Origin of the sequence: Klebsiella sp. HMSC25G12 (genome assembly GCF_001807705.1) — a bacterium.
Classification (GTDB): domain Bacteria; phylum Pseudomonadota; class Gammaproteobacteria; order Enterobacterales; family Enterobacteriaceae; genus Klebsiella; species Klebsiella variicola.
Genome location: NZ_KV789859.1, coordinates 1 through 24,945 on the forward strand (window position 1 = coordinate 1; position 24,945 = coordinate 24,945).

Consider the following 24,945-nt stretch of genomic DNA (forward strand, 5'->3'; position numbering starts at 1 on the left):
GGTGAAGCCTTCGCCTAACAGGACGGCATTGTTAGTCATAAAATAGCCTTTGGGAGGGGGCGCAATAATGGCTAACAGCAGACCGCGTTAGCCGAGTGGATTTCCCCGGACCGCCTGGTCAGAAGCCTCTGTTTAGCAGTCAGCTGCCGCTGCCATTACTGCGCTATATATTCAATCGGGGTTATTTAATGAAGCTCACATGTTTGCAGATTTCATCGGCGACAATGTCTTTGCGCTGATTAAAGATCACTTTATTCTGCTCAAACAGGTTATTGCCGTGGGTATCGATTGAGACAATTAACGGCCCGAACTCTTTCACACGACATACCCATAAGGTTTCCGGCATCCCTAAATCACGCCACTGCGCATCTTCGATTTCTTCCACGCAGACCGCGGCGACGACCGCGCAGCCGGCCGGGAACACGCAGTGCAAGGCTTTATGCTCGGCGCAACCCTCTTCGGTTCCCTTCCCCATACCGCCTTTACCAACGATTAATTTCACGCCAGTCCTGGCAATAAACTCTTTTTCAAATTTCTCCATGCGCATACTGGTGGTCGGCCCAACGGAGACCATTTCAAATTTATCTTCCGAACCTTTAATCGGTCGCACAATCGGCCCGGCATGCAATATCGCGCCACCGGCAACATTGACCGGTAATTCACGCCCGCCCTCAATTAAGCGACGATGAGCCACATCGCGACAGGTCACAATATGGCCGTTGAGATAAATGATATCGCCCGCTTTAATATCAGCTAAATCTTCATCTTTAATGGGCGTAGTGAGTATTTTTTTAGCCATCAGAATGCCACTCCTGTGTGAGACGTAATGGTGTAGTTCAGGTCTTTATCGAAAACGATATGTCCTTTGCGGTGCGACCAGCAGCCGACGTTGACCGCCACGCCAATGGTGGAAGGATGGCGTGCGGTATTTTCGATATTGACGCCCATCACGGAGGTATTGCCGGACATCCCCTGCGGGCCCAGACCGATTTTGTTGATGCCGTCTTCGAGCATTTTTTCCAGCGATGCCGCCCGTTCGTTATCATTGTGCGAGCCAATCGGGCGCATCAGCGCTTTCTTCGACAGCAGCGCCGCGGTTTCCACCGACGTTGCCACCCCAACGCCAACCAGCAATGGCGGACAGGCGTTCAGGCCATAGCTGGTCATCACATCCAGCACAAAGCGGGTCACCCCTTCATAGCCAGCGCCAGGCATTAACACCATCGCTTTACCCGGCAGCGAGCAGCCGCCGCCAGCCATATAGGTGTAGATGCTGCACTGATCGGAATCCGGGACGATCTCCCAGAAAACGGTGGGTGTCCCTTTGCCAACGTTTTTGCCGGTGTTGTATTCATCAAAGGTCTCGACGCTGTTATGACGCAGCGGGGAGTCGACGGTGGCTTTGATCACCGATTCGCGCAGCAGCGCTTCCAGTTCGCCGATCAGCGGAAAGTTGGCGCCGCACTCCACCAGAAACTGGATCACGCCGGTATCCTGGCAGGAGGGACGATCCAGCTCTTTCGCCAGACGCTGGTTTTCAATCATGGTGGTAAAGATGACGTCCGCCAGCTGGCTGGTCTCTTTCTTATGCAACTCTTTTAGTATTGCCGTGACGTCATCAGGCAATACTTTGCCGGTATATCCCACAAATCTGGCCATGATGTCGGTCATGCGGGATATCTGTTCGCTTTTGCTCATAAAGGCTCCTTAGTCAGAACAGCGTCCGTAAGTTACGGATGAAAAGGGAAAAGGATTGGCAGCAGGATCAGGCTGACAATGGTGGAAACGATAATCAGAGGGATGCCGGATTTGGCGTAATCGACGAACTTATAGCCCCCGGCCGACAGCACCATCATATTGGCGGGCATCCCGATCGGCGTCGCATAGGCGCAGGAGCTTCCAATCACCGTCGCCATCAGCACCGCACGCGGATCGGCGCCCATACCGGCGGCAATCGACAGGCTCACCGGCACCAACAGCGCGACGGTGGCGGTATTGGACATAAAGTTGGTCATCACCACGGAGAGGGCAAAGACCACCACCAGCAGCATGAACGGCGAGGAGTTGTTGCCCAGCAGACCGATAACCTGGTCAGCCACCAGCTTGCCCGCCCCGGTCATTTCCAGCGCCTTTGCCAGCGCCAGGGTGCCGCCGAAAATAAAAATAGTCTGTGAATCAATAGCTTTGTAAGCTTGCTTTTCCGTCAGCACCCCGGTAACCACCAGCACCAGGGCACCGATACAGCCGGCCACCGCCAGGCTAATGCCGGTCTGTTTTTCGAAAATCATGCCGAGGATCGTGGCGATCAACACCACCAGGGACAGGATCTGCTTCCAGCGTGGAACGTGGCTGTAATCCCGCTGTTCGCCGACGCTGCCCACTTCCCCGCTGTTTGGATTATTGGGCAAAAACTTATAGCCGATGGTCAGGAAATAGAGGATGCCGCAGACCAGCATCGGTAGACCCACTTTCGCATACTCAAAGAAACCGAAGCCGCTGCCGATGTTCTGTAAGGCCGATTGCGCGATCAGGTTGCCCGGGGCGCCAATCAGCGACAGGTTGCCGCCCAACGCGGCAGCAAACACCAGCGGCATCAGCAGACGCGAGCGGGAAAACCCCGATTTGGCGGCCACGCCAATGACGACCGGGATCAGCACCGCCGCCGTACCGGTGTTGGAAAGAAAGCCCGACATCACGCCGACCACCACCATGATGGTGAAAATCAGCTGTTTTTCGGTTTTGGCGAAGTGAGTGATCACCCCGCCGACTTTATTGGCCATCCCGGTTTCAAATAACGCCCCGCCGACGACGAACATGGCGACAAAAAGAATGACATTGCTGTCGATAAAACCGGCAAAGGCCTGCTTCAGATCCAATACGCCAGTGACCACTAACGCCACACAAACCACCATGGAAGTCACTGCCAGCGGCACTTTCTCCCAGACGAACATGACGATAGCGAACACCAGCAAACATAGGGTGATGGTAATCGGTTCCATACTTATAATTCTTCCTATCAATGATATATGATATTGTATCCAATATTGACGAGGGAGAAATTATTCCCATGCAAAAAGTAAGTCAATGCGTTTTTGTGGAATGATCGCGCAATGAGATCTACATCAAGATCCTGCGCAGATCGTCACGTTGAGGAATTAATAACGTTGATAAATATAACAAACGCCAGCTATTCGCTGGCGATCGATCCGGTCAGGGAGCAGGATCGGGCAGGTAACGCGTGAGCATATTCTCCATCGAGCGGATGATATGCTCATGCATTCGCTGACGGGCCAGCGCTTCGTTATGCTGCTCAAGCGCTTGTAAGATCGCTTTATGTTCACGGAGGGAAATGACGGCGTACTCTTCTTCGGTCACCTTGTGCCCCATCGACAGTCCGTTCCACATGTTGCAGAGCAGCATCTTCATTTTTTCATTTCCCGCCGCGTTCCAGATCTCCATGTGGAAGGCCTGGTTCAGGTCGGAATATTCAGCAGAATTATTGTCTGCCAGCGCCTTCTCTGCGGCATAGTGAACCTGAGCGATGCGTGAAATATCGGTCCCTGGACGAGAAGCTTTCGCCACCGCTTCACTTTCCAGTACAGCGCGAATTTCGTAATGCTCGCGGATAGTCTGCTCATTAATCCCCAGCACCACCGCACCTTTATTCGGCCGCACTTGAATCAGACCATCGGCGGCTAAAATCTGAAACGCTTCACGTACCGGCATGCTGGAAACGCCAACCATTTTGGCAATCCCTTCAAGGGTAATTTCCTGCCCTTCCACTAAATCCCGCGAAAGGATCGCTTTACGCAAAACCGCCGCCACCTGCTCCTTCGCGGAAAGAAGCTTAATTTTCCCTAATTTAGGCTTCTGCACTTTCCCAATCCTTCATATGTTGACGCATTATCTCCGCAAGCATAAGGAAATAACGCTGTGTTGCCTGAGCAATTTTTTCGCCTTCGCCATGGCCAATGGCGCTCGCCAGTTCGTTCAGGATCTGCGCCGACTCCTGGCCATCCTCTTTCAGGTACAGAATGACATAGGAAATATAACCGTCCAAAAATTGCTGATACGCCTTTGCCAGATAGCGGTTATCAAGATAGGAAATCAGCAACTGATGAAACGCCAGTTCACCGGCATTATCGCCAGCACGCGCCAGCTCCTGCACGCGCGCGCGAAGTAATTCCCCCTGATTTGCCGGCACGAGGGCAAACAGTTCAGCAGCCATCACCGCGATAACGCGAAAAATATGGCTCACATCCTCGACGGCCAGCGTGGAGACCTGCATATGTCGGTTAGGCAAGCGCACCAGAAATCCTTCCTGTTCAAGGGACTGTAGCGCTTCCCTAACCGGCATACGTGAAAGTCCCAATTGTTCCGCGATGTTCTCCTGAGTCAGTTCCTCCCCGGGTTTCATGGCGCCGGAGAGGATCTGATAACGAATCATCTGCGCGATTTGGTCCCGGGTCTGTTTTCTTTCGATCTTTTTCACGCTGTCCTCATGGCTGGTGGCTTAAAACGCGGGGGATTTTAGCAGATTTGCCCGACCGCTGGCGCATGGAGGCGAAAAGTGAGGCAATAAAAAGCCGGAACAACGGTTCCGGCTTTTTTGCACGTGCGAGGTTACTTGTTGACGAAGTCTTCGCCGAGCGCGATATCTTTCTTCAGGGTGTCCAGCATGCCTTCCAGCGCCTGCTGCTCAAAGGCGCTGAGTTTGCCGATAGACTGTCGCTCTTCCACGCCGTTTTTCCCCAGCAGCAGCGGCTGGGAGAAGAAACGCGCATAGTGGCCGTCGCCTTCCACGTAGGCGCACTCCACCACACCTTTCTCTCCCTGCATCGCGCGAACCAGAGAGAGACCAAAGCGCGCAGCCGCCTGACCCATCGACAACGTCGCCGACCCACCGCCCGCTTTCGCTTCCACGACTTCGGTACCGGCATTTTGAATGCGTTTAGTCAGATCGGCCACTTCCTGATCGCTGAAGCTGACGCCCGGGATCTGCGACAATAATGGCAGAATGGTGACGCCGGAGTGACCACCAATGACCGGGACTTCCACCTCGGTTGCCGATTTACCTTTCAGCTCAGCGACAAAGGTATTGGAGCGGATAATGTCCAGCGTGGTGACGCCGAACAGCTTGTTTTTATCGTACACGCCGGCTTTTTTCAGCACTTCGGCGGCGATAGCCACGGTGGTATTCACCGGGTTGGTGATAACACCGATGCAGGCCTGTGGGCAGGTTTTGGCAATCTGCTGCACCAGGTTCTTAACGATGCCGGCATTCACATTAAACAGGTCGGAACGATCCATGCCGGGCTTACGCGCTACGCCCGCGGAGATCAGCACCACATCAGCGCCTTCCAGCGCCGGGGTAGCATCTTCACCGGAAAATCCTTTAATTTTTACATCTGTGGGGATATGACTTAGATCTACCGCCACGCCCGGCGTAACCGGAGCGATGTCGTACAACGAGAGCTCTGAACCTGAAGGCAGTTGGGTCTTAAGTAGTAGGGCAAGCGCCTGGCCGATACCACCGGCGGCGCCAAGGACTGCAACTTTCATCCTAAACTCCTTATTATGGTTAATTTAGTCTTTCGTTATTCCGTCGCCTGGACCTTAATTCACAAGATGAACAATTACAATGATTATGGCTGAAGAATGCATTATTGTGCGTAGCAATAGAACAGCGGCGCACTTTATGCTTCCTGACTGACCATCCAGCAAAGCGAAGTACCGGATCGACTGTTGGTTACAATACACCCAGCCAGTTGCGCAAAACAACACCAACTCAATAACATTTCATTTACTTTTACATGGCTTTAAGCGTTGTGATGTGAACATGTTCCTTATATGGTTTTTTTGCTAAAATATGCCCCCTTCATAACATTATTGACCTATCCCGTTGCGGATTATTTGCATAAAAATTCACGGTTATGCATAATGATGTTGTTTTTACCACCATAATCTGGGTGACTTATGCGAAGTTCGGCAAAACAAGAAGAACTGGTTAAAGCGTTTAAAGCGCTGCTTAAAGAAGAAAAATTCAGCTCGCAGGGTGAGATCGTCCAGGCGCTGCAGGAAGAAGGCTTCGAGAATATCAACCAATCGAAGGTCTCCCGCATGCTCACCAAATTTGGCGCGGTTCGTACCCGTAACGCCAAAATGGAAATGGTCTATTGCCTGCCTGCTGAGCTTGGCGTGCCGACCACCTCCAGCCCGCTGAAAAATCTGGTGCTGGATATCGACTATAACGATGCCGTCGTGGTGATTCACACCAGCCCCGGCGCGGCGCAGCTGATTGCCCGTCTTCTCGACTCGCTGGGCAAGGCGGAAGGTATTCTCGGCAGCATCGCCGGGGATGACACCATCTTCACCACCCCTGCGCGCGGCTTTACGGTGAAAGATCTGCACGACGCCATCCTGGTCCTGTTCGAACAGGAACTCTGAGTATTCCCCTCTGGCAATCGTCAGAGGGCGACTACCCTTTCTTTCTCTCTCACGCCCCTCAATCCAACAATTATTTAACATTTTGTGTGATTTAACGCGTCTATACGTTCTTTTACTTAAGGGAAACGCCTAAAACGCACAAAAGATCAAATTCGCATACCTTTATGATTTTATTAGAAATAAATCTTATCACTGCGGATAAGTTGTCATTTTTAATTCTTATAGGTTATAAAAAGCGCAATTCATTGTAACTATTAACGCGCAAAACAATTAGCATGGTATTAATATTTTTGGTGATTAGTGTATACTTGGTTTTGTGATGAGGGTCACGAAACAAAGACCCTCAACAAAAAGATTCGACGAGGTGAACATCATGAAAATCAAAACCACTGTAGCAGCACTCAGCATCCTGTCCGTCGTGTCGTTTGGCGCTTTTGCCGCTGACGTTATCAACAGCGAGCAAGCCCAGGGCCGCGAGGCCATCGGCACAGTTTCCGTCGGCGCGGTAGCCTCTTCCCCGATGGATATGCATGAAATGCTGAACAAGAAAGCGCAGGAAGAAGGGGCTTCTTCTTATCGCATTATCGAAGCCCGCACTGGCGACCACTGGCATGCCACCGCTGAGCTTTATAAATAAGTTGTAGTTCGTCAACGACTAACCCGACACAGATTCTCTACCGCGGCCTGGGCGCATACATCCCCCGCCGCGGCAAAACAAAGACTGGAGTAAAGATTATGAAACGCGCAATGATCATCGCATCCCTTGGCCTGGCTTCCGTTCTCTCTTTCGGCGCAAGCGCGGCCGTTCAGCAAGTTAACGCTGAACAAGCACAAAACCTGCAGTCCATGGGCACCATCTCCGTATCCCAGGTAGGTAGTGCGCCAATGGACATGCGTCAGGAGCTGGCCGCTAAAGCCGAGAAAGAAGGCGCCAGCAGCTACCGTATTATTGAAGCACGTACCGGCGATAGCTGGCACGCCACCGCTGAGCTGTACAAATAAACCCTCGTCGTCTTATTTCGACGACTTGCCCCCGCCTGCCGGGGGCTTTTTTTTGGTTCATCGCCAGACCCGTCCGGAACAGCGATGTCTAAATACGCTCCCCTGGTTCAGAAACACGTCCGTCACGGTCGGCGAGGCGCGCAACCTCTGGAGGGAAGCCTTCACCAATATTCAACAGATTAGAAATGAACGTTTAGCCATGCCGGGCGTTAAAGCGCAACTCCCCCTCCAGCTCCTCTTCTGCTTCATCAAATAATAAAATCAGCGCGCCGAAGCGCCGACGCTGCTTGTCGTTTAAATGAATAAACTCAATATCCAGCGGCAATGGCAGCAGCCCACCAGTCACCGCGTCCCACAGTGAATCGAGGTTGTTGACCTTATCCTGAGCCAGCTCAAAGGTTCGGGAAAACTCCCGGTAGAAATCCTGTTGTTCGGCGATTTCGTCAAAATCAAACGTATAGGTGGTCATGGCAGCCCCTCCCGCTTCTCTTCCTGTCGCCGTTAAGTATAGCGATAAAAAAACCGACGCCTGGGCGTCGGTTTAGGGGTTAACTGCTGGTCAGCACATGCTGGTACTTGTGCAACATCTCAACCAGCCGCCGCACGGGCTCGGTCACCTGCGGCGAAGCCTCCCAGACCCGCAACTTCTCCTGATAGACATCAAGCTCAGCCAGCAGCTGGGTAAAGTAGCGCCGACGCTTATCATCACTCCCGGCGGAGATCACATGATCTGCGGTACGTCGCAGCTGTCGATGGAAGGCCGACAGATCGTCGTTCACCGGCACGGGCGCATCACGCAGGCGCTGATGGGCAATAATCAACGTCAATGCCAGACGGAAGCGGGCGACATCGCCGGGGAACTTATTGAGCAATAAAAACAACTGCTGATAGAGCGCGGGCAGATGGTTCTCTTTACGACGCGCCGAGTTCGTTGTCAGCGAAGAGACCGCCGCAGAGACAAACTGATTCAACAGCACCCGACCGGTTCTGGCCCGAGAATTATCCCTGACAATGAGAATGACCATCAGGGCAAGGAAACAGCCGACGATCTGCCCCAGCGCACTGTCGAGGAACTGACTGAACTGAAACTGCATCGGGTTATCCAGCACCAGAATGTTAATGGTGCTCGCCAGCGCTCCCAGCGATCCGAGACGCCTTTTCTGCACTTCGATACCGATAAAGAACGCCATCGCCGCCAGGCTGATACAGAGCAGCAGCATACTCTGCTGCGTCGCCGGCATGATCACCAGGAAGTACAGGGTACCCAGCGGTAACGCCGCCAGGGTGCCATAAAGGAAGTCCATCGCCACCATTCGGGGGTTAGGCAGGCGCATCGCCAGCGCGGTAACGACGGCAATCATCACCATCGCGCCGCTGCCTGAGGTCCAGCCTGTCCACAACCAGAACAGCGTCCCGAGGATACAGGAGACGGAGGTACGCCAGAAGTTCACCATCGCATGGTGGCGCTCAGCAGATTCCACTTTGACCACCGCTTCGCCGCGCAGCACACTATCTTCAATGCGACTGATTTTGGTGTTACCCACCACGCCGCGCTTAAGCAATAAGTAGCGCGTAGCGGCACCCACCCAGCTGTAGATGGTGACGGGCGTATTATGCTCGCCTTTCCAGGTCAGAAAACGGCGCATACGCTTCAGCTGCTGGTGGACGTCCTGCACTGTCTCCACCGGCTCGGCGAACAGCTCACGGTAGTCATCCGTCACCATTTCCGGGCGCGAGTTCTGAATCAGGTAGGTCTCGCAAGCCTGGGTGATAAGCGTTAATGAGAGGGTATTGATCGCCTTCAGACGCTGATTCGCCTTAGCCCAGCGAGAGGATTCCATGATCAGATTACTGCGCATACCTTCCAGCGCCGTAGTGCGACGCACCAGCGCGCCCCACGCCTGATCCACTTCCTCTTTTTCACCGTGGGCGACGCATAACTGCATCAGCTTATATTGCGCAATCAGCAGGTTATCCAGCTCAAGGTCGATCTCTTTTTTAATCGAACGTGGAGAGAACAACAGGTCGGCGACGATAGCGCTGACAATACCGATGACAATTTCGCTACAGCGTTCGACAGCAAACTGCGGCGCCAGCATCGGATTGGTATGGATGGTGATAATGATAATCAGCGCAGTGTACCCGGCCAGTCCCCAGGCATAGGAGTTCTCGACCTTAACCAGCGACGAAATCCAGGTACAAAACCCGGCCCACAGGCAGCAAACCAGCATCATCAGCAGAGGCGCACGGATCATCAGGATGATGATAATCAGCGCCGCAATACAGCCAATAAAGGTCCCGGCAATTCGCAACATCCCACGATAGCGGATCGCGCCCGAGTAAGGTTCGCCGCCGGCAGCAAAGGCCGGCCCGGCGGCGACGATCGCTGCCGTCAGTACTGCCCAGCGCGGTGTTTCGAGCTGAAAATGGAAACCGACGAACAGCGCCAGCACCACCGCGCATGCAAGCTTAATGGCAAAGCGGAGATGCCGGGGAGCAATGGTATATGTCCCCATAGCGATTAACCGAATTCGCGCAGGCGCATAGCCAGTTTCTGGAAGAAGTTGGCCCGGCTGGTATCGCGGTCTTCTTTACCGGTGATCACCACCGTCGCCGTGGTGCCCGATGGCCACAGATTGCCCTGCTGCTGGTCGAGGCGAATACGCACCGGCACACGCTGCGCCAGACGCACCCACTCAAGGTTGGAGTCGACCGAGGCCATCCCTTTCGAGTCGCTGCTGCTGCTGGCGTTGGTCACCCCTGCAGCGATACTGTCCACTGTCCCTTTAATGGTTTTGCTGCTGCCAAGCGGGGTAATCTCCGCACGGTAGCCAGGGCGGACGCCTTCCAGCTTGGTCTCTTCCAGATAGGCCATGACGTAAAACGTATTCTCTTTCACCAGCGCCACCGCCGTGGAGCCACGGGTAATAAACTCCCCGGTATAGACGTTAAGGTTGGTCACCCAGCCATCCGCGGGGGCGCGAATTTCTGTGCGCTCGAGGTCCAGCCTGGCCAGATCGCGGCTGGCTACCGCTTTCGCCAACTGATGCTCAACGGTTTGCAGCACGTTGTTCGCCTGGTCTATTTCTTCCCGCGACATCGCCTGTATGCCCAGCTTATTACGCCGACCCGCTTCAACGCGCTTCTCCTGCGCTAAGGTCTGGTAGTAGGCGACATCGGCTTCCGCCTCCGCCAGCGCTTTTTGGTAACGAGGTTGGTCAATAACGAACAATACCTGGTCTTTCTTAACCAGTTGGTTATCCTTGACGTTTACCTGGGAAATCAGCCCGGAGACGTCAGGGGCAATCGCCACAATGTCAGCACTAAAGCGCGCATCCCGCGTCCACGGCGAAGCGGTGTAATAGACCCAGGCGCGGAAAATCGCCACGAAAGCCAAAATGACCAGTATCACGGTAATAGCGGTACGGAGGATATTTCTTGTTAGTGTTTTCACATCAACCTCAAACGAACAAGCGCGATATCAAATAAAAAAGGCAGCAATATAGCGCCGTATTAAACAGTGCAGGGTGCCAGACAAAATCGTAAATGCCGGTCGGAACCAGCAGTCGATGCACCAGCCAAAAGATGGCCAGCGACAAAAGCAACTCGAAGAAGATCGGCGGAAACGATAAGCCGAAAATCACGATGACAGGAAACAGACTCATGATGACCTTGAATAAGAAGCGTACAGGTAGTGAGCAGATGCGTTTATTATGTAGCTAACAATATATTAACGTAACGATTGCCGCATTATCTACAATGTGTGATCTAAATCACTTTTAAGCCAGAGTGAATAATGGAACGATTAAAACGCATGTCCGTTTTCGCCAAAGTGGTCGAATTAGGTTCATTCACCGCGGCGGCCCGCCAGCTTCAGATGAGCGTTTCTTCGATCAGTCAGACCGTAGCCAAACTGGAAGATGAGCTGCAGGTAAAGCTGCTCAACCGCAGCACCCGCAGCCTTGGCTTAACTGAAGCAGGTAAAATCTATTACCAGGGCTGCCGTAGGATGCTGTTTGAAGCGCAGGATGTCCATGAGCAATTATACGCATTTAATAACACCCCCATCGGGACGCTGCGCATCGGTTGCTCTTCAACTATGGCACAAAATGTTCTGGCGCGCATAACGGCGGAAATGCTGAAAGAATACCCCGGACTCTCCGTCAATCTGGTCACCGGCATACCAGCCCCTGACCTGATCGCCGACGGCCTTGACGTGGTGATCCGCGTGGGGGCCCTGCAGGATTCCAGCCTTTTTTCCCGCCGCCTGGGCTCAATGCCGATGGTATTATGCGCCGCCAAAAGCTATCTGGCGCAGGCAGGCAATCCGGAGAAACCGGCCGACCTCGCCAGCCATTCATGGCTCGAATATAGCGTACGTCCGGATAACGAATTTGAAATTATCGCCCCGGAAGGGATCTCAACCCGCCTGATCCCGCAGGGGCGCTTTGTGACCAACGATCCCATGACGCTGATACGCTGGCTGACAGCCGGGGTGGGTATCGCTTATGTACCATTGATGTGGGCGATCGAAGAGATCAACCGCGGCGAGCTTGAGATCCTGTTGCCCAGCTACCAGTCCGATCCGCGGCCGGTCTACGCGCTGTATACGGAAAAGGATAAACTGCCGCTGAAAGTGCAGGTCTGTATCAACTATCTGACAGAGTATTTTGTCGACGTGGCGAAGATCTATCAGGGCATGCACGGGCGCGGGATCGCCCGGTGAAGCGGTTCCCGGCAGGGCCGGGAACCTGGTCAGGATCAGGCGGTACCGCCGACGGTAAGATTATCGACCTTCAGGGTCGGCTGGCCGACGCCCACCGGCACGCTCTGGCCCTCTTTGCCACAAACGCCAACGCCGTTATCCAGCCGCAGGTCATTCCCTACCATCGAAATCTGCTGCATGGTTTCAATCCCGGAGCCGATCAGCGTGGCCCCTTTCACCGCCTTCGTGACCTTCCCTTTTTCGATCAGATAGGCTTCGGAGGTAGAGAAGACAAACTTACCGGAGGTGATATCCACCTGCCCGCCGCCAAAGTTAGGCGCGAAGATACCGTAATCGACCGACTCGATAATCTCCTGCGGCGTCGACTGGCCCGCCAGCATATAGGTATTGGTCATACGCGGCATCGGCAGATGAGCATACGACTCGCGACGGCCGTTACCGGTCGGCGCGACGCCCATCAGACGCGCATTGAGCTTATCCTGCATATAGCCTTTCAGGATGCCGTTTTCGATCAGCACGTTGTATTGCCCCGGCGTGCCTTCGTCATCGATGGCAACCGACCCGCGACGATCGACGATGGTGCCATCATCCACCACGGTGCACAGCTCAGAGGCAACTAATTCCCCCATATGGCCGCTAAAGACCGAGGTGCCGCGACGGTTGAAATCACCTTCCAGCCCATGGCCGACCGCTTCGTGCAGCAGGACGCCAGGCCAGCCGGCGCCGAGCACCACCGGCAGCATCCCCGCCGGGGCGGCGACTGCCGAAAGGTTCACCAGCGCCATGCGCACGGCTTCTTTCGCCCAGGCATCAGCCCGCACGTCGCCCTCCTGGGAGGCGAGGAAATAGTCATAGCCAAAGCGTCCACCGCCGCCGCTGCTGCCGCGCTCACGCTTGCCATCCTCTTCCACCAGCACGCTGACCGAAAGGCGCACCAGCGGGCGAACATCCGCGGCGAGGGTGCCGTCGGTGGCGGCCACCAGAATCAGCTCATAAACGCCGCTCAGGCTGGCCGAAACTTCCTGCACGCGCTTGTCCGCCGCCCGGGCGACTTTGTCCACCCGGCGCAGAATATCCAGCTTCTCTTCCCGACTCATGCTCTGCAGCGGGTCGATGCTGGTGTACAAAGGGCTGTACTCAACGGCTCCCAGGGTCTGCACTTTGCCATTACCGGTATCACGCACAATCGTCCGCGCCGCCTGGGCGCTCTGCTCCAGCGCCAGCTTGCTAATCTGGTCCGCATAGGCAAAGCCCGTTTTTTCGCCGCTGACGGCGCGCACGCCTACGCCCTGGTCAATGTTGTACGACCCATCTTTAATGATGCTGTCTTCCAGAACCCAGGATTCGTGATAGCTCGACTGAAAATAGAGATCGCCGTAATCGAGGCGGCGCTCGGTCAGTTGACCAAGAATGGCAAACAGATCCTGATGATTCAGGCCATTTGCCGACAGTAATTGTTCACTTACCAGGTTCAGACTCATCGTTATGCTACTCGTTTGTTGCCGCCTGACAGGCGGAAATACAGAAGGCGATCTATTGAGATTGCGGCAATTCCCGGCAATCGTCAAATCATTGCTTTTTGTTGCTACGCGCCTGGCGCAGCACCTCATTGATCTGCGGCTGGTCAATCGGACCAGTAATGCGATAGCGCAGAATCGAGACTTTGTTCCACAGCGGGCCCAGCACCTTGCTGGCGGCAAACACCGCCGCGCCGACGATAGGGTTGACGGCAAAAGCCGCCGCCACGCCGACGGTCGCAGAGATCTCCGGCGCCACCACCGCCTGCAGATCCAGCCGGCGACGCACCAAATCGACCGAACCTTTCATGGCAATATCCGCTTCCAGGCCATCCACCAGCGTATCGTCGGTATGCAGCACGCCATCCTTGATCCATGCCGTACTGTTAATCGAGTCGAAGTAAAAGCCCTCGCTGAAGGTATCGCTAAAGTCGAAGCGCAGCTTACGCAGCAGGGCATCAACGCTCAGCAAACGCAGCAGTTGGCCAGCGTGTCCGGTACTCAGGTCGGTAAACTGTCCCTTGCCGAGGTGGCTTTTAATGATCCCATTGAGCGATGCGACATCGGGCGACCAGGGCGGCGCGCGCCAGTGCAGATCATAGTCGATGTCAAACGGCGAATCCTTCACCGGCGTGGAAACGCCGAAGAAACTGGCAAACTCATCCGTTTTATTGCCATGCAGTTTGCCTTTCAGCGACGTGCGTACACCAGCCGGCGCGCTGACCCAGACGCCATCGGTCGTCAGTCGGCCAAACCCGGTATCCACCAGACCATTGGAGAGCGTTAAGGTATCGCCCTTAATCGCCACATCGCCGTCGATACGGCCATATTTTTGCCCCCACAGCCAGCATTCCGCACAGCGCAGCTGCAGATCGGGCCAGCCGTGGAAATCCAGCCGCGTCTCTGCCTGCGGGGCAGCGTTCTTCTCACCGGTCTGGCCATTGGCGCTGGTCGGGTTGAAATAGAGATAACGCACATTCGCCAGCCAGGGCGCATTGTCGCGCATCGTCAGGGTAGCGTTGATTTCACGCCCCTGCGCCTCGACCTGCGAGCCGCCGGCGACCGGCTGCGACATCAGACTGACGTTGTTCCACTGTTGACCGGCAAGCGCCAGCGACGGCGTACGCAGCACAATGCGCTGGGGAAAGAGTATGGTGCTGCTGACTTCATTCGCCGCCCCGTTTTGAAAGAGCGCCAGCCATTGAGCGCCATCCATCGGTGGCAAATTGAGTTCAACCCCAGGCTGGTCAGGCAGCGGAGAGAGCCCCTTGCTGTCCGAAGTAAGGATTGCCCGATCCAACGTCAGCTTATGGTTCAGCAACCAGCGGCTGTTGATATGATTCTTCGCGCCGACGGAGCCGGTCAGGTCGAAGCTGCTCAAACCGCCGGCGACGTTAATTTTGATCGGCATCGGCTCTCCAGCGGGCTTATTGACCGGCGAAGGTAAGTGACTGCTCACATTCTTGAGGTCGCCGTTGATATCAACCTTATAGCTGGCGTTACCATGGTACGGCAGTTCGATAGCGACCTTGCCCTCCCACGGCACGCTGCCGCTCAGCGACTCGTTGACGGCTTTTGGCAGCAACCCGGTATGCGATGGCTGCCAGTTGGCGTTCATCCCGACGTCCACCAGAAACGCTTTTTCGCCCTCCCGGGTGGAAAAATTGAGATTCAGCGGCTGATGAAACCAGGTCGCGCTCAACGTTTCGCTATTGAGATCGCCATTCACGAAGCTGAAATTCCCGCTCAGGTTTTGCAGAGTGGTGTCTAACGGCTTGATAAACAGACTGTTATTCTGCAGACGCACATCGCCTTTCGCGGTGGTCATTTCGCCATCTAAAGGGATGTTAAGATGTAAGCGAGCGCTCACATCCCCGTCCAGCTGCAGGGAATCCAGCGCCGCTCCCAGGGTCTCTTTCAGCGGCGTGGTGTTGAAATAAGGTCCCACCTCTTTGCCCGGGCCTTTGATATCGGCATCAATCAACAGCTTTTCAGCGGTATAGTCCGGGATCGCGGCATCGAGATTGCTGGCGGTGACATTGCCGAGCATCGCTTTATCCGCCCGCATCCACAACCCGTTATTGATGAAGTTGAGGTCGATGTTCAGCCCGGTCAGCGCCGGCCAGTCCGGCTGGAAGGCAAAAGTGGCGTTCTTCAGTGGGACATAAACCTGGAACTGCCCTTCATTATGCGGGTAAGGGAAAAGATGCGGATTGCCGCCATACACCAGCGTCGCATCGCGAGCCTGTCCGGCTTTAATCGCGCCGCTGAGATAGTCCACCAGCGCCTTGCCCATCAGGTTTTCCGGGAAGTAACGCCATGCCTGGCCACCATCATTGGTGCTGATGCCCGCCAGAATGCCCAGCCAGGGATCATCTCCCTGCGGTTGCAGATAGCGGAAGCCGCCGCGGGCGCGGACACCCGTCGCCTGCACGTCAATATCGCGGCCATCAAGCATAAACCCTTTGTCGTTTTTCACCCAGCTGAGGGTGGCTTCGCCAGCGGCGATCTCCAGCGGGGCGCGGAAAACACCGGTATAAGGCATCAGCGCCTGCGTCATGCGGGCGCGCAGTTCCCCGTGCTCAACGCTGCCATTCAGACTGCCGGAAAAGTGTTCCGCTCCCGGCAGGAGTTTCCACTGCTTCCATGCCAGATCGCTCCACTGCGCCTGAAAGCGCGTTTTCTCCGTCGCCTGCAGGGGAATATCGAGCGCCAGCAGGTTGATTTTGCCGCTGGGCTGCGTGGTGCGCCAGAGCTCGCCCAGGGAAGGCGCCAGCTTATCGGCGAAGGGCTGTAATCCGCTGAGGCCGCTGAGGGTTAAGTTGCTGGCACGAATGCGTAATTCATCGCTACGCTGATGGTCGTCGCCACCGACGTCCTGCGCCGGGATCCAGGCCATCGCCAGCGCGCCGCTTGGCCAGGGTTTATCGTCGATAGCGATCCGCGTATCGGGAATGTAGAAGCCCCAGCTCTGCTTGTCATGGGAGAGATGCGCCGTCAGGTTATCCACTGACAGGTGATGCACCTCGTCATCCCCCTGCCAGCTGGCGCCCCCTTTTTTCAGCCATACGTCACCGCTGGCCACATCGCCTTTTTCAATGGTCATCCAACCTTCAAGGCTGAAGCGGGCGCTCTTCAGAGCGATATTGTCCTGCATCCAGCGGCCGAGCCACGGTTTGACGTCAATATCGTCAGCCTGTAGCCAGACTCGCCCTTTATTCAGCAGGCCATCCTCATCGCGGAGATCCATCCGCACCTGCATCACGCCATGCTGGCCGGTGAGACTGGAGAGGCTAAGCTGCCCCTCGGCGCGGTGACGGTTCCTGCCGTTAAGCCAGGTCAGCTGCGGGACTGCCAGCTCCGCCCGCTGACCGGAAATGGTCAGGAAGCTCAGATGGCTGTCGCGCAGGGTAAAGTGGTCGAACTGACGTAAAAAGAGATCGCTGATGCGGTCGGTTTTCAGGCTTTCGCCGCCGTCATTGGTCTGAATAGGGGTGTTGGTATGAACCTGCAGCTGCCAGAAGGTAAGATCGCGGAACTGCCAGCGCATATGCAGCAAACTCTGCCAGACGTCCAGCGCCAGGGTCACGCGCTTCACCGCCATTTTGCCGCCGTCTTTCAGCCCGACCTGAATATCACGGACATCTAACGTCGGACCAAAATTTTGCCAGCTGGCGGTGATCTGCGAGGCATCCACCGGCGTGCCGGTAAGTGTGGAAATCTTCTCCAGCAGCTGCGGACGCCAGGCGTCAAGCTGCGGCAACACGAGACGCAAGCCACTCACCAGCAGCGCGACGATAACAATCAATGTTGCCACGGTGAGCAATAAAATCCCGGGCAGTCGCCTCACGCCTCTCTCCTTGTCAGCCGCACAATGACGCGGTGTCTTACATCATAACCACATCGAACTGCTCTTGATTATAGAGCGGCTCAATTTGTACCTTGACCTGCTTGCCGACAAAGATTTCCACTTCCGCCAGCGCGTGCGACTCTTCCCCTTTCAGGGTTTCCGCCACCGCAGGGGAAGCATAGACCAGGAAGCGATCGGAATCATAAGCATGATGCACGCGGACGATCTCACGCATAATCTCATAGCATACCGTTTCAACCGACTTTACCGTTCCGCGTCCGTGGCAGGTCGGGCACTCGTTGCACAGCACATGCTCCACGCTTTCACGCGTCCGCTTGCGGGTCATCTCCACCAGTCCCAGCTGCGAGAAGCCATTGATGCTGGTTTTCACCCGATCTTTACTCAGCGCCTGCTCTAAGGAGTGCAGTACCCGTCGACGATGGTCTTCATTGTTCATGTCAATGAAATCAATGATGATAATGCCGCCGAGGTTACGCAAACGTAGCTGGCGGGCTATCGCCTGGGTGGCTTCGATATTGGTATTGAAGATAGTATCATCAAGATTCCGGTGCCCGACAAACGCCCCGGTATTGATATCAATGGTAGTCATCGCCTCGGTCTGGTCGATGATCAGGTAGCCCCCGGACTTCAGCTCAACCTTACGCTCCAGCGCGCGCTGAATTTCGTTCTCCACGTCAAAGAGATCGAAAATCGGCTGGCGACCGCTGTAGTGTTCCAGCTTGCTGGTCATTTCCGGGATATATTCAGCGGTGAACTCAAGTAACGCCTCGTAGGTCAGGCGAGAGTCGACGCGAATACGGTCGAGATGCGCATCGGCAAAATCACGCAGCACGCGCTGAGCCAGGGCCAGCTCGCCGTACAGCTGATAACGGGTCTGATTGCGCTTTTTGCGCTCCATCACCTTGGTCCAGACGCGCTTCAGATAGGCGGCATCGGCGGCCATTTCCTGCTCGTGAACCCCTTCCGCAGCGGTGCGAATGATAAATCCGCCCTGCTCGTCGCAGTAATCTGCGACAACCTTCTTCAACCGCTCACGCTCGGCTTCGCTTTCAATGCGTTGGGATACTCCCACGTGGGAGGCGCCTGGCATAAACACCAGATAACGGGAAGGCAGGGTGATATCCGTGGTCAGACGCGCGCCTTTGGTGCCCAGCGGATCTTTGACCACCTGGACCATCAGGTCCTGGCCCTGGCGCACCAGCTCCGAAATATCGCGTACGGTAAACTGCTTTTGCTCCTCACCAGCGACACATTCGGTATGCGGCATGATATCGGAGGCGTGGAGGAACGCCGCCTTATCGAGACCAATATCTACAAAAGCCGCCTGCATTCCCGGCAGCACTCGGCTAACACGACCTTTGTAGATATTGCCTACTATTCCGCGTCGCGCTTCACGCTCAATATGGATTTCCTGCAGAATACCGCCATCGATATACGCGACGCGCGTTTCGGATGGCGTTACGTTAACTAATAATTCAGCCGTCATCTTTATCCCTTTTCTTTACGCAGTGAGTTAAAGTTACTGAGCAACTCATACGTTTCCACCAGCGGTAAGCCGACTACGGCGTGATAGCTGCCATTAATCTTCCTGACGAAGCAACCACCCAACCCTTGAATACCGTATGCACCTGCTTTATCTAAAGGCTCGCCGCTGGCCACATATTCGGCGATATCCTGCTCGCTAAGCAGCCGGAAGGTCACGTCCGTGACCACCAGACAGTCCAGCGTCTGCTGCGTATCTGCCAGCGCCACCGCAGTCATGACCTGATGCGTTTGGCCGGAAAGCAGACGCAGCATTGCTGCAGCGTGTTCAGCGTCGCGCGGTTTCTCCAGCACTTCGCCGTTAAGAATGACAATCGTATCCGCCCCCAGCACCGGCAAATCGCGCGATGCCATCGCCACCCCGGCCTGCGCTTTTTCGCGCGCCAGGCGGACAACATAGTGCTCGGCGCTCTCCTGCGGCTGGCGCTGTTCCTCAATACCGGGAACCAGACGCTCGAAAGTGAGACCAAGCTGAGTCAGCAGTTCCTGCCGACGCGGGGAACCTGAAGCAAGATACAGAGTTGTCATATCAACCTTATTGCACTGCAAATTGCTGACGCACTTTGCGCATCAGCAGGAAGAGCCATGGCCAGAGGACACCGTTTACTACACTACTCCAGAATACTTCCGGACGGAAAGAGACGTTGATCACTAAAAACTCTGCCCAGAAAACAATGATATCCACGGCCAGGGATAACAGCATGACCACCAGCGCTTGTTGCCACAGCGCCAGGTTACGGAACAGCTGATATTTCAGCGCGACCAGATAGGCGATAATGCTTAAGGACAGGGCGCGAACGCCCAGCGTCGAGCCGCTAATGAGATCAAGAATAGCCCCCATCACGAAGCCCGTCCCCACGTTCACCCGGTGCGGCAGGGCGAGGATCCAGTACAGCAGGATCAATAATACCCAGTTGGGCCGGAAAACGCTGATGTCCGCCGGCCAGGGCATAATTTGCAGCAATAGCGCGATAAGAAACGAGAGCCAGATAACCCAGCGTCCCTGGCTACGATAACTTGCCACTATTGCCCCCCTGCAGGCAGAGACGGCTGCGATGGCGTCAGCCCGGTGGCTGGCGCCGGCATCTGCGGCCCCATGGCATCCGGCGCAGGCAGCACCTGCGGCATCATCTGCATCAGGCGCTCGTTAGCCACGCGATGGACCTCTTCCGGGGTCATCGGGTTGGCGCCATTGCGATCGGCGCCCCACAGCAGCAGCAGATAGCGCAAGCGCTGCAGCCCGGCCGTCGGACGCGCCTGAATCACGGTGTAGGCGCGCTGAGTGTCCAGCTTCACCGAGGAGACCACCCCGACCGGATACCCTTCCGGGAAGCGGCCACCGAGACCAGAGGTCACCAGCACATCGCCGACGCGAATATCGGTATTCGCCGGCAGATGCTCAAGCTGGAGATCGTCAGTACAGCCGTTACCGGCGGCAATCACGCGAATGTCGTTACGCAGGACCTGGATCGGCAGCGCATGGGTGGCATCGCAGATCAGCAGCACCCGGCTGGTCATTTTCGCCACGGCCACGACCTGCCCCACTACGCCTTTATCGCTGATAACCGGCTGGCCTTCGTAAACACCGTTCACGCTGCCCTTATCAATAACCACCTGATCGCTGTAGGGGTCGTTGACCGTTGAGATGACCTGCGTCACCATTTTTTGTTCGTCCTGGCGCAGCGGCGAGCCAAGCAGTTCACGCAGACGCGCGTTCTCTTGCTTGTACTGGCCCAGCATCAGCAGATCGCTGTTTTTCAGCAACAGTTCCTGACGCAGCGCGCGGTTTTCCAGTTCGAGCTGATCGCGGGTCGCCAGCGTTTGCGATACGCTGTCGAGGAGTTCCCGGGGACCATTAGAGACAAAGTAGAAAGGGCTGACGGCTGTATCCATGTACGTTCTGATTTGACTGAACGTACCCAGGCGGCTGTCGGCGATAATGACGCCAAGCGCCACCAGCACCGCCAGAATAAGGCGAATCTGTAGCGAGGGGCCACGGCTAAAAATTGGCTTCATAGGCTATGCGTATTCTCGTGTCAGTAAAGACCAGGGGCAGCCGCTAAGCCACCCCAGACCTTCAGGCTGACTACTCTTCGCTAAACAGGTCGCCGCCGTGCATGTCGATCATTTCCAGCGCCTTGCCGCCGCCACGCGCTACGCAGGTCAGCGGATCTTCAGCAACCACGACTGGAATACCGGTTTCTTCCATTAACAGACGGTCCAGGTTGCGCAGCAGCGCACCACCGCCGGTAAGAACCATCCCGCGCTCGGAGATATCAGAAGCCAGTTCCGGCGGGCACTGCTCCAGAGCAACCATGACCGCACTCACGATGCCGGTCAGCGGCTCCTGCAGCGCTTCAAGAATTTCGTTGGAATTCAGGGTAAAGCCGCGTGGTACGCCTTCCGCCAGGTTACGGCCGCGAACTTCGATTTCACGCACTTCATCGCCCGGGTAAGCCGAACCGATTTCGTGTTTGATACGCTCAGCGGTCGCTTCACCGATCAGGGAGCCGTAGTTACGACGCACGTAATTAATCACGGCTTCGTCGAAACGGTCGCCGCCGATACGCACGGAAGAAGAGTAGACCACGCCGTTCAGGGAAATAACCGCGACTTCGGTAGTACCGCCGCCGATATCGACAACCATAGAACCGGTCGCTTCAGAAACCGGTAAGCCTGCGCCAATCGCTGCCGCCATCGGCTCTTCGATCAGGAAGACTTCACGAGCGCCAGCGCCCTGCGCGGATTCACGGATCGCACGACGCTCAACCTGGGTGGCGCCAACCGGTACGCACACCAGCACGCGCGGGCTCGGGCGCATAAAGCTGTTACTGTGCACTTGTTTGATAAAGTGCTGCAGCATCTTTTCCGTCACGAAGAAGTCAGCGATGACGCCGTCCTTCATCGGGCGAATCGCCGCGATATTACCCGGGGTACGGCCGAGCATCTGCTTCGCTTCATGACCTACGGCGGCGACGCTTTTCGGCGATCCGGCACGATCCTGACGAATGGCCACCACGGAAGGCTCATTCAATACGATGCCTTGTCCTTTTACGTAAATAAGGGTATTCGCGGTACCCAGGTCAATGGACAGGTCATTGGAAAACATGCCACGAAATTTTTTTAACATACTAAGGGATAATCCTGAAAGCTGGGGCGGAAAACAAAATCCGCTTACTTTACCAACCACACGCAGCAGCGACAAGGCGCAAAAATCACCTGCTGCGGTGAAAATTAGTGCAGTTCATTTCCTTTGTTACAAATTTTTCCGACTCCGTTCATTGCTGAAATCTTCAGCAGCGCTCCACGCCTGAATTTGTAACCTGTCAAAGGAGGGTCACTGGCATTTACATTGCGATGATCCGGCGAGTAGACAAGCACACCCCCTTCACGATGGCGCGCGTTATTCTACGTGAAATCACGCTAAACGGCAGATCAAACCGAGTATCTTTGCGAATATTTTTTCACATTTGTGTCAAGTGGCTGTGAGGCCGCAAAAAATTCCCCCTGACCGCCTGTGACACCGCATTGGGACAGCACTAACCACTCGCTGCGGCTGCGTACGCCCGTCGCAAAAACTTGCATAGGCATGCCTTTGCAGGCTTCCACCAGACTTTGCACCAGCAGCTGGTTCTCACTGCGCTTTTCAATGTTGCGCGCCAGCCCAGGATGCAGTTTGATCAACTCCGCATCCAGCTGCTTGATCCAGCTGGTTCCCACCAGGGTTAGTCCCGCCTGAACGACCGCCACCCGAACGCCCAGGGCGTTAACCAACCGCATAACCGGCTGCAGACGGCCGATATATTGACAAACATCTGCCTCCGCAAGTTCAAAAATAATCCGCTGACGCTGCGATTTTTCACACTGCATTAAGGCATCGCGCAGCCAGCGCTGAAAACGGGGACGAATCAGCGACTCCACCGACAGCTGTAACGCCAGGTTTTCCTCAGGCCAGAAGCCTAAAAATGGCAGCAGGCGCGTCACCTGCAGGCGGTCATACTCCTCCGCCAGACCAAACTGCAGCACCATCGGCATGTACTCGGCGGCGATCACCTCTTCTTTACCGTCGTACATCCGCGACATCAGTTCACGGTGATGCACCCGGCCATCGCGGGTAACGGCAGGTTTTTGGTACAACCGCGGTCCCCCGCGGCTCAGCATCTGTTCGATCAGCGTCCGCCAGCGAACGTTGCCGCGGCCTTTCTCAGGAAGGGTGTCATCGTAAACTGACCAACTATTGCTACCCTGCAGCACCGCGTTGCGCGTTGCCGCTTCCGCGTGCTCCATCACCTGCGCTGTCGATTGCCCGCTGCGGAAAGCACAGATCCCGATATGCATCATATCGTCGCGATCGAGAATGCGCGTCGGCGGCAGTGCGTCCATGGCCTTCAGCAACAGCCCGGCGATACTATCCGCCTCTTTTAACGTGCGGTGCGGCAGCAGCACGGCGAAGTCGCTACGGTGATAGCGCGCCAGTAGCGCGCCGGGATAACGCATAATAAAGGTAGAGAGCAGGTTGATAAGCGTGAAGTAATGCTCTTCGGCGGCCGCCCGTCCCCAGTTGTCCCGTAGCAGATCGAACTCCGGCAGACGGATCATCATGACGATGCCGTAGGCGCCCACTTTCTCCTGGTCTTCCAGCAGCGTGGCCAGCTGATTATCAAAGAACAGGCGGTTATTCAGGCCCGTTTTAGAATCCTGTGCCGCATAGGAGCGAATCAGCGTATCCATACGGCTGCGCTGATCGCTGGCGAACTGCAGCTCCGACAGCAGCATATCCAGCGCGCTGCTGGTGCTGGCTGGCCATTCATAGACCGATCCGCGCACCTGCGGCCCGCGCTCGCCGCTCAGGATGCGCGTGGAACGCAGCTCAAGCAGCTCCTGACCAGCCAGCTGGCGGCGGATCCAGCGGACGGCGAAGAAAATAATCACCACCATAAAGCCGATGGAGATCGACAGCGGGGCCGTGATCGACAGCGAGCGGAAATAGTTCACCATTGGGTCAACGTAGACCAGATGCAGAGTGATACCGGGGTGTTTAAGCGACGGGACCGTGATCTCACGGAATTGCTCATGGCTGCCAAGCGGGCGGTAGCTGTCGGTTCGGGAGTGGCTGTAGAGTGGTTTGCCGTTAAGCATGAAATCGATATGCACGATCTCGATCGGCGTCATCAGCTCATCCAGCTGCGGCTCAAGCTGATCAAAAGAGGTGGTGATGAGCCGGTTGTCCAGCATGGTCGCCACCGCCTGAACCCGGTTTTCGACCTTGTTTTCAATGCCGTTATAAAAACTCAGCGAAGCGCCAATCAGCGTGACAAAGATGGTCAGGCTAGTTAGCAGCGTGATAAAGGCTGAGAACTTCGTCGTTAATCGCATCCCTGTGTTAACTCCGCGAGTGAATGACTGCCCGATGAACCATCAGGCTCCCGTGCTGGCGCGCGCCTTGCCGCTAGCATTAACCTTTTAAAGCGCGACGCATACTATCAAAGATGGCGAGTCTGGCAATGGAATGCGTATTATCGGCGAAAGTATGCCGATAGCGAGTATAGTCGGCAGAAAAAATTTGCCAATCATTGCCCGCCTGCGGCCTGCGCCAGAAGCGCTTTAATTTTAGACGCAGGATGGCAAACCCGCGCCAGCGACGCAAATTATTACCGGTTTACCGTCTGGCCAGCTTACCGCCCTCTTTTCCCTGCTAAAGATGCCGGGTCATGCGCGGTAAAGGAAACGTCTTGCGCCACTTTCCGATGATTCCTGGACGGCCGCGCCTCTGCTTCGGCGGCGGCACCTCATCCTAATCTGCAATTTTTCGTGACATATTCGCGATAAATCGTCGTCTC

General features: G+C 55.6%; 23 protein-coding genes. 4 read left to right on the top strand and 19 right to left on the bottom strand.

All coding sequences use genetic code 11. The annotated features are described in order from the left end of the window. Positions 1-181: 181 nt before the first annotated feature. The 6 genes from ttdB to mdh form a co-directional block, all read right to left on the bottom strand. The gene (gene ttdB, locus HMPREF3096_RS09150) at positions 182-799 is read right to left on the bottom strand and encodes a L(+)-tartrate dehydratase subunit beta (RefSeq protein ID WP_008806673.1); all 618 of its coding nucleotides are present in this window, start codon (positions 797-799) and stop codon (positions 182-184) included. Beyond that, positions 799-1,698 (bottom strand): L(+)-tartrate dehydratase subunit alpha, encoded by a 900-nt coding sequence (gene ttdA / locus HMPREF3096_RS09155; protein WP_070544398.1) that lies wholly within the window; start codon positions 1,696-1,698, stop codon positions 799-801. Before ttdA ends, ttdB begins: the two co-directional genes overlap by 1 nt. 32 nt (positions 1,699-1,730) lie before the next feature. Then, positions 1,731-2,999: an SLC13 family permease gene (locus tag HMPREF3096_RS09160; protein WP_008806675.1), complete on the bottom strand. Its 1,269-nt coding sequence runs from the start codon at positions 2,997-2,999 to the stop codon at positions 1,731-1,733. A 211-nt stretch (positions 3,000-3,210) separates the two neighbouring features. Further along, positions 3,211-3,876, bottom strand: a complete 666-nt coding sequence (locus HMPREF3096_RS09165) for a GntR family transcriptional regulator (RefSeq protein WP_008806676.1) — start codon at positions 3,874-3,876, stop codon at positions 3,211-3,213. After that, positions 3,863-4,492 carry a GntR family transcriptional regulator gene (locus tag HMPREF3096_RS09170; protein WP_032731326.1) on the bottom strand — a complete coding sequence of 210 codons (630 nt, stop codon included), beginning with the start codon at positions 4,490-4,492 and terminating at the stop codon, positions 3,863-3,865. Before HMPREF3096_RS09170 ends, HMPREF3096_RS09165 begins: the two co-directional genes overlap by 14 nt. A 131-nt stretch (positions 4,493-4,623) precedes the next feature. Next, entirely contained in the window at positions 4,624-5,562 is a 939-nt protein-coding gene (mdh, locus tag HMPREF3096_RS09175) for a malate dehydrogenase (RefSeq protein WP_008806678.1), read from the bottom strand. A gap of 414 nt (positions 5,563-5,976) precedes the next feature. On the opposite strand from mdh, the gene argR reads away from it, so the two are divergent. From argR to yhcN-B, 3 genes are all read left to right on the top strand, one after another. Then, the gene (gene argR, locus HMPREF3096_RS09180; RefSeq protein ID WP_002918625.1) at positions 5,977-6,447 is read left to right on the top strand and encodes a transcriptional regulator ArgR; all 471 of its coding nucleotides are present in this window, start codon (positions 5,977-5,979) and stop codon (positions 6,445-6,447) included. 373 nt (positions 6,448-6,820) lie between these two features. Then, the gene (gene yhcN / locus HMPREF3096_RS09185) at positions 6,821-7,084 is read left to right on the top strand and encodes a peroxide/acid stress response protein YhcN (protein ID WP_008806679.1); all 264 of its coding nucleotides are present in this window, start codon (positions 6,821-6,823) and stop codon (positions 7,082-7,084) included. A gap of 98 nt (positions 7,085-7,182) precedes the next feature. Next, entirely contained in the window at positions 7,183-7,449 is a 267-nt protein-coding gene (gene yhcN-B, locus HMPREF3096_RS09190) for a DUF1471 family stress response protein YhcN-B (protein ID WP_008806680.1), read from the top strand. A 193-nt stretch (positions 7,450-7,642) separates the two neighbouring features. Here the strand turns inward: yhcN-B and HMPREF3096_RS09195 are convergent, their stop codons facing one another. From HMPREF3096_RS09195 to aaeX, 4 genes are all read right to left on the bottom strand, one after another. Beyond that, positions 7,643-7,918, bottom strand: a complete 276-nt coding sequence (locus HMPREF3096_RS09195; protein ID WP_008806681.1) for a barstar family protein — start codon at positions 7,916-7,918, stop codon at positions 7,643-7,645. A gap of 79 nt (positions 7,919-7,997) precedes the next feature. Further along, positions 7,998-9,965: a p-hydroxybenzoic acid efflux pump subunit AaeB gene (gene aaeB / locus HMPREF3096_RS09200; RefSeq protein ID WP_008806682.1), complete on the bottom strand. Its 1,968-nt coding sequence runs from the start codon at positions 9,963-9,965 to the stop codon at positions 7,998-8,000. A gap of 5 nt (positions 9,966-9,970) precedes the next feature. Continuing rightward, positions 9,971-10,903, bottom strand: coding sequence for a p-hydroxybenzoic acid efflux pump subunit AaeA (gene aaeA, locus HMPREF3096_RS09205; protein ID WP_008806683.1), 933 nt, complete (start codon positions 10,901-10,903; stop codon positions 9,971-9,973). A gap of 7 nt (positions 10,904-10,910) precedes the next feature. Further along, positions 10,911-11,114: a p-hydroxybenzoic acid efflux pump operon protein AaeX gene (aaeX, locus tag HMPREF3096_RS09210; RefSeq protein WP_002918640.1), complete on the bottom strand. Its 204-nt coding sequence runs from the start codon at positions 11,112-11,114 to the stop codon at positions 10,911-10,913. A 131-nt stretch (positions 11,115-11,245) separates the two neighbouring features. Between aaeX and aaeR the strand changes: the two genes are divergently transcribed. Then, entirely contained in the window at positions 11,246-12,175 is a 930-nt protein-coding gene (aaeR, locus tag HMPREF3096_RS09215; RefSeq protein WP_008806684.1) for an HTH-type transcriptional activator AaeR, read from the top strand. A gap of 35 nt (positions 12,176-12,210) precedes the next feature. Here aaeR and tldD read toward each other — a convergent pair whose 3' ends face one another. The 9 genes from tldD to HMPREF3096_RS09260 form a co-directional block, all read right to left on the bottom strand. Next, the gene (tldD, locus tag HMPREF3096_RS09220) at positions 12,211-13,656 is read right to left on the bottom strand and encodes a metalloprotease TldD (RefSeq protein WP_008806685.1); all 1,446 of its coding nucleotides are present in this window, start codon (positions 13,654-13,656) and stop codon (positions 12,211-12,213) included. An 88-nt stretch (positions 13,657-13,744) separates the two neighbouring features. Further along, positions 13,745-17,542 (bottom strand): AsmA2 domain-containing protein YhdP, encoded by a 3,798-nt coding sequence (yhdP, locus tag HMPREF3096_RS09225; protein ID WP_008806686.1) that lies wholly within the window; start codon positions 17,540-17,542, stop codon positions 13,745-13,747. Positions 17,543-17,579: 37 nt separating this feature from the next. After that, on the bottom strand, positions 17,580-19,049 hold the full coding sequence (gene rng, locus HMPREF3096_RS09230) for a ribonuclease G (RefSeq protein WP_008806687.1): 1,470 nt from the start codon (positions 19,047-19,049) through the stop codon (positions 17,580-17,582). 2 nt (positions 19,050-19,051) lie between these two features. Then, positions 19,052-19,633 carry a Maf family protein gene (locus HMPREF3096_RS09235; RefSeq protein WP_008806688.1) on the bottom strand — a complete coding sequence of 194 codons (582 nt, stop codon included), beginning with the start codon at positions 19,631-19,633 and terminating at the stop codon, positions 19,052-19,054. 7 nt (positions 19,634-19,640) lie between these two features. Next, positions 19,641-20,129 (bottom strand): rod shape-determining protein MreD, encoded by a 489-nt coding sequence (gene mreD, locus HMPREF3096_RS09240; protein ID WP_008806689.1) that lies wholly within the window; start codon positions 20,127-20,129, stop codon positions 19,641-19,643. Further along, entirely contained in the window at positions 20,129-21,121 is a 993-nt protein-coding gene (gene mreC, locus HMPREF3096_RS09245) for a rod shape-determining protein MreC (RefSeq protein ID WP_008806690.1), read from the bottom strand. Before mreC ends, mreD begins: the two co-directional genes overlap by 1 nt. A gap of 70 nt (positions 21,122-21,191) precedes the next feature. Further along, entirely contained in the window at positions 21,192-22,235 is a 1,044-nt protein-coding gene (gene mreB, locus HMPREF3096_RS09250; protein ID WP_002918653.1) for a rod shape-determining protein MreB, read from the bottom strand. Between the two features lie 305 nt (positions 22,236-22,540). Beyond that, positions 22,541-24,481, bottom strand: coding sequence for an RNase E specificity factor CsrD (gene csrD / locus HMPREF3096_RS09255; protein ID WP_008806692.1), 1,941 nt, complete (start codon positions 24,479-24,481; stop codon positions 22,541-22,543). Positions 24,482-24,560: 79 nt separating this feature from the next. Beyond that, positions 24,561-24,752 (bottom strand): hypothetical protein, encoded by a 192-nt coding sequence (locus HMPREF3096_RS09260; protein WP_032691257.1) that lies wholly within the window; start codon positions 24,750-24,752, stop codon positions 24,561-24,563. Between the last annotated feature and the right edge of the window lie 193 nt (positions 24,753-24,945).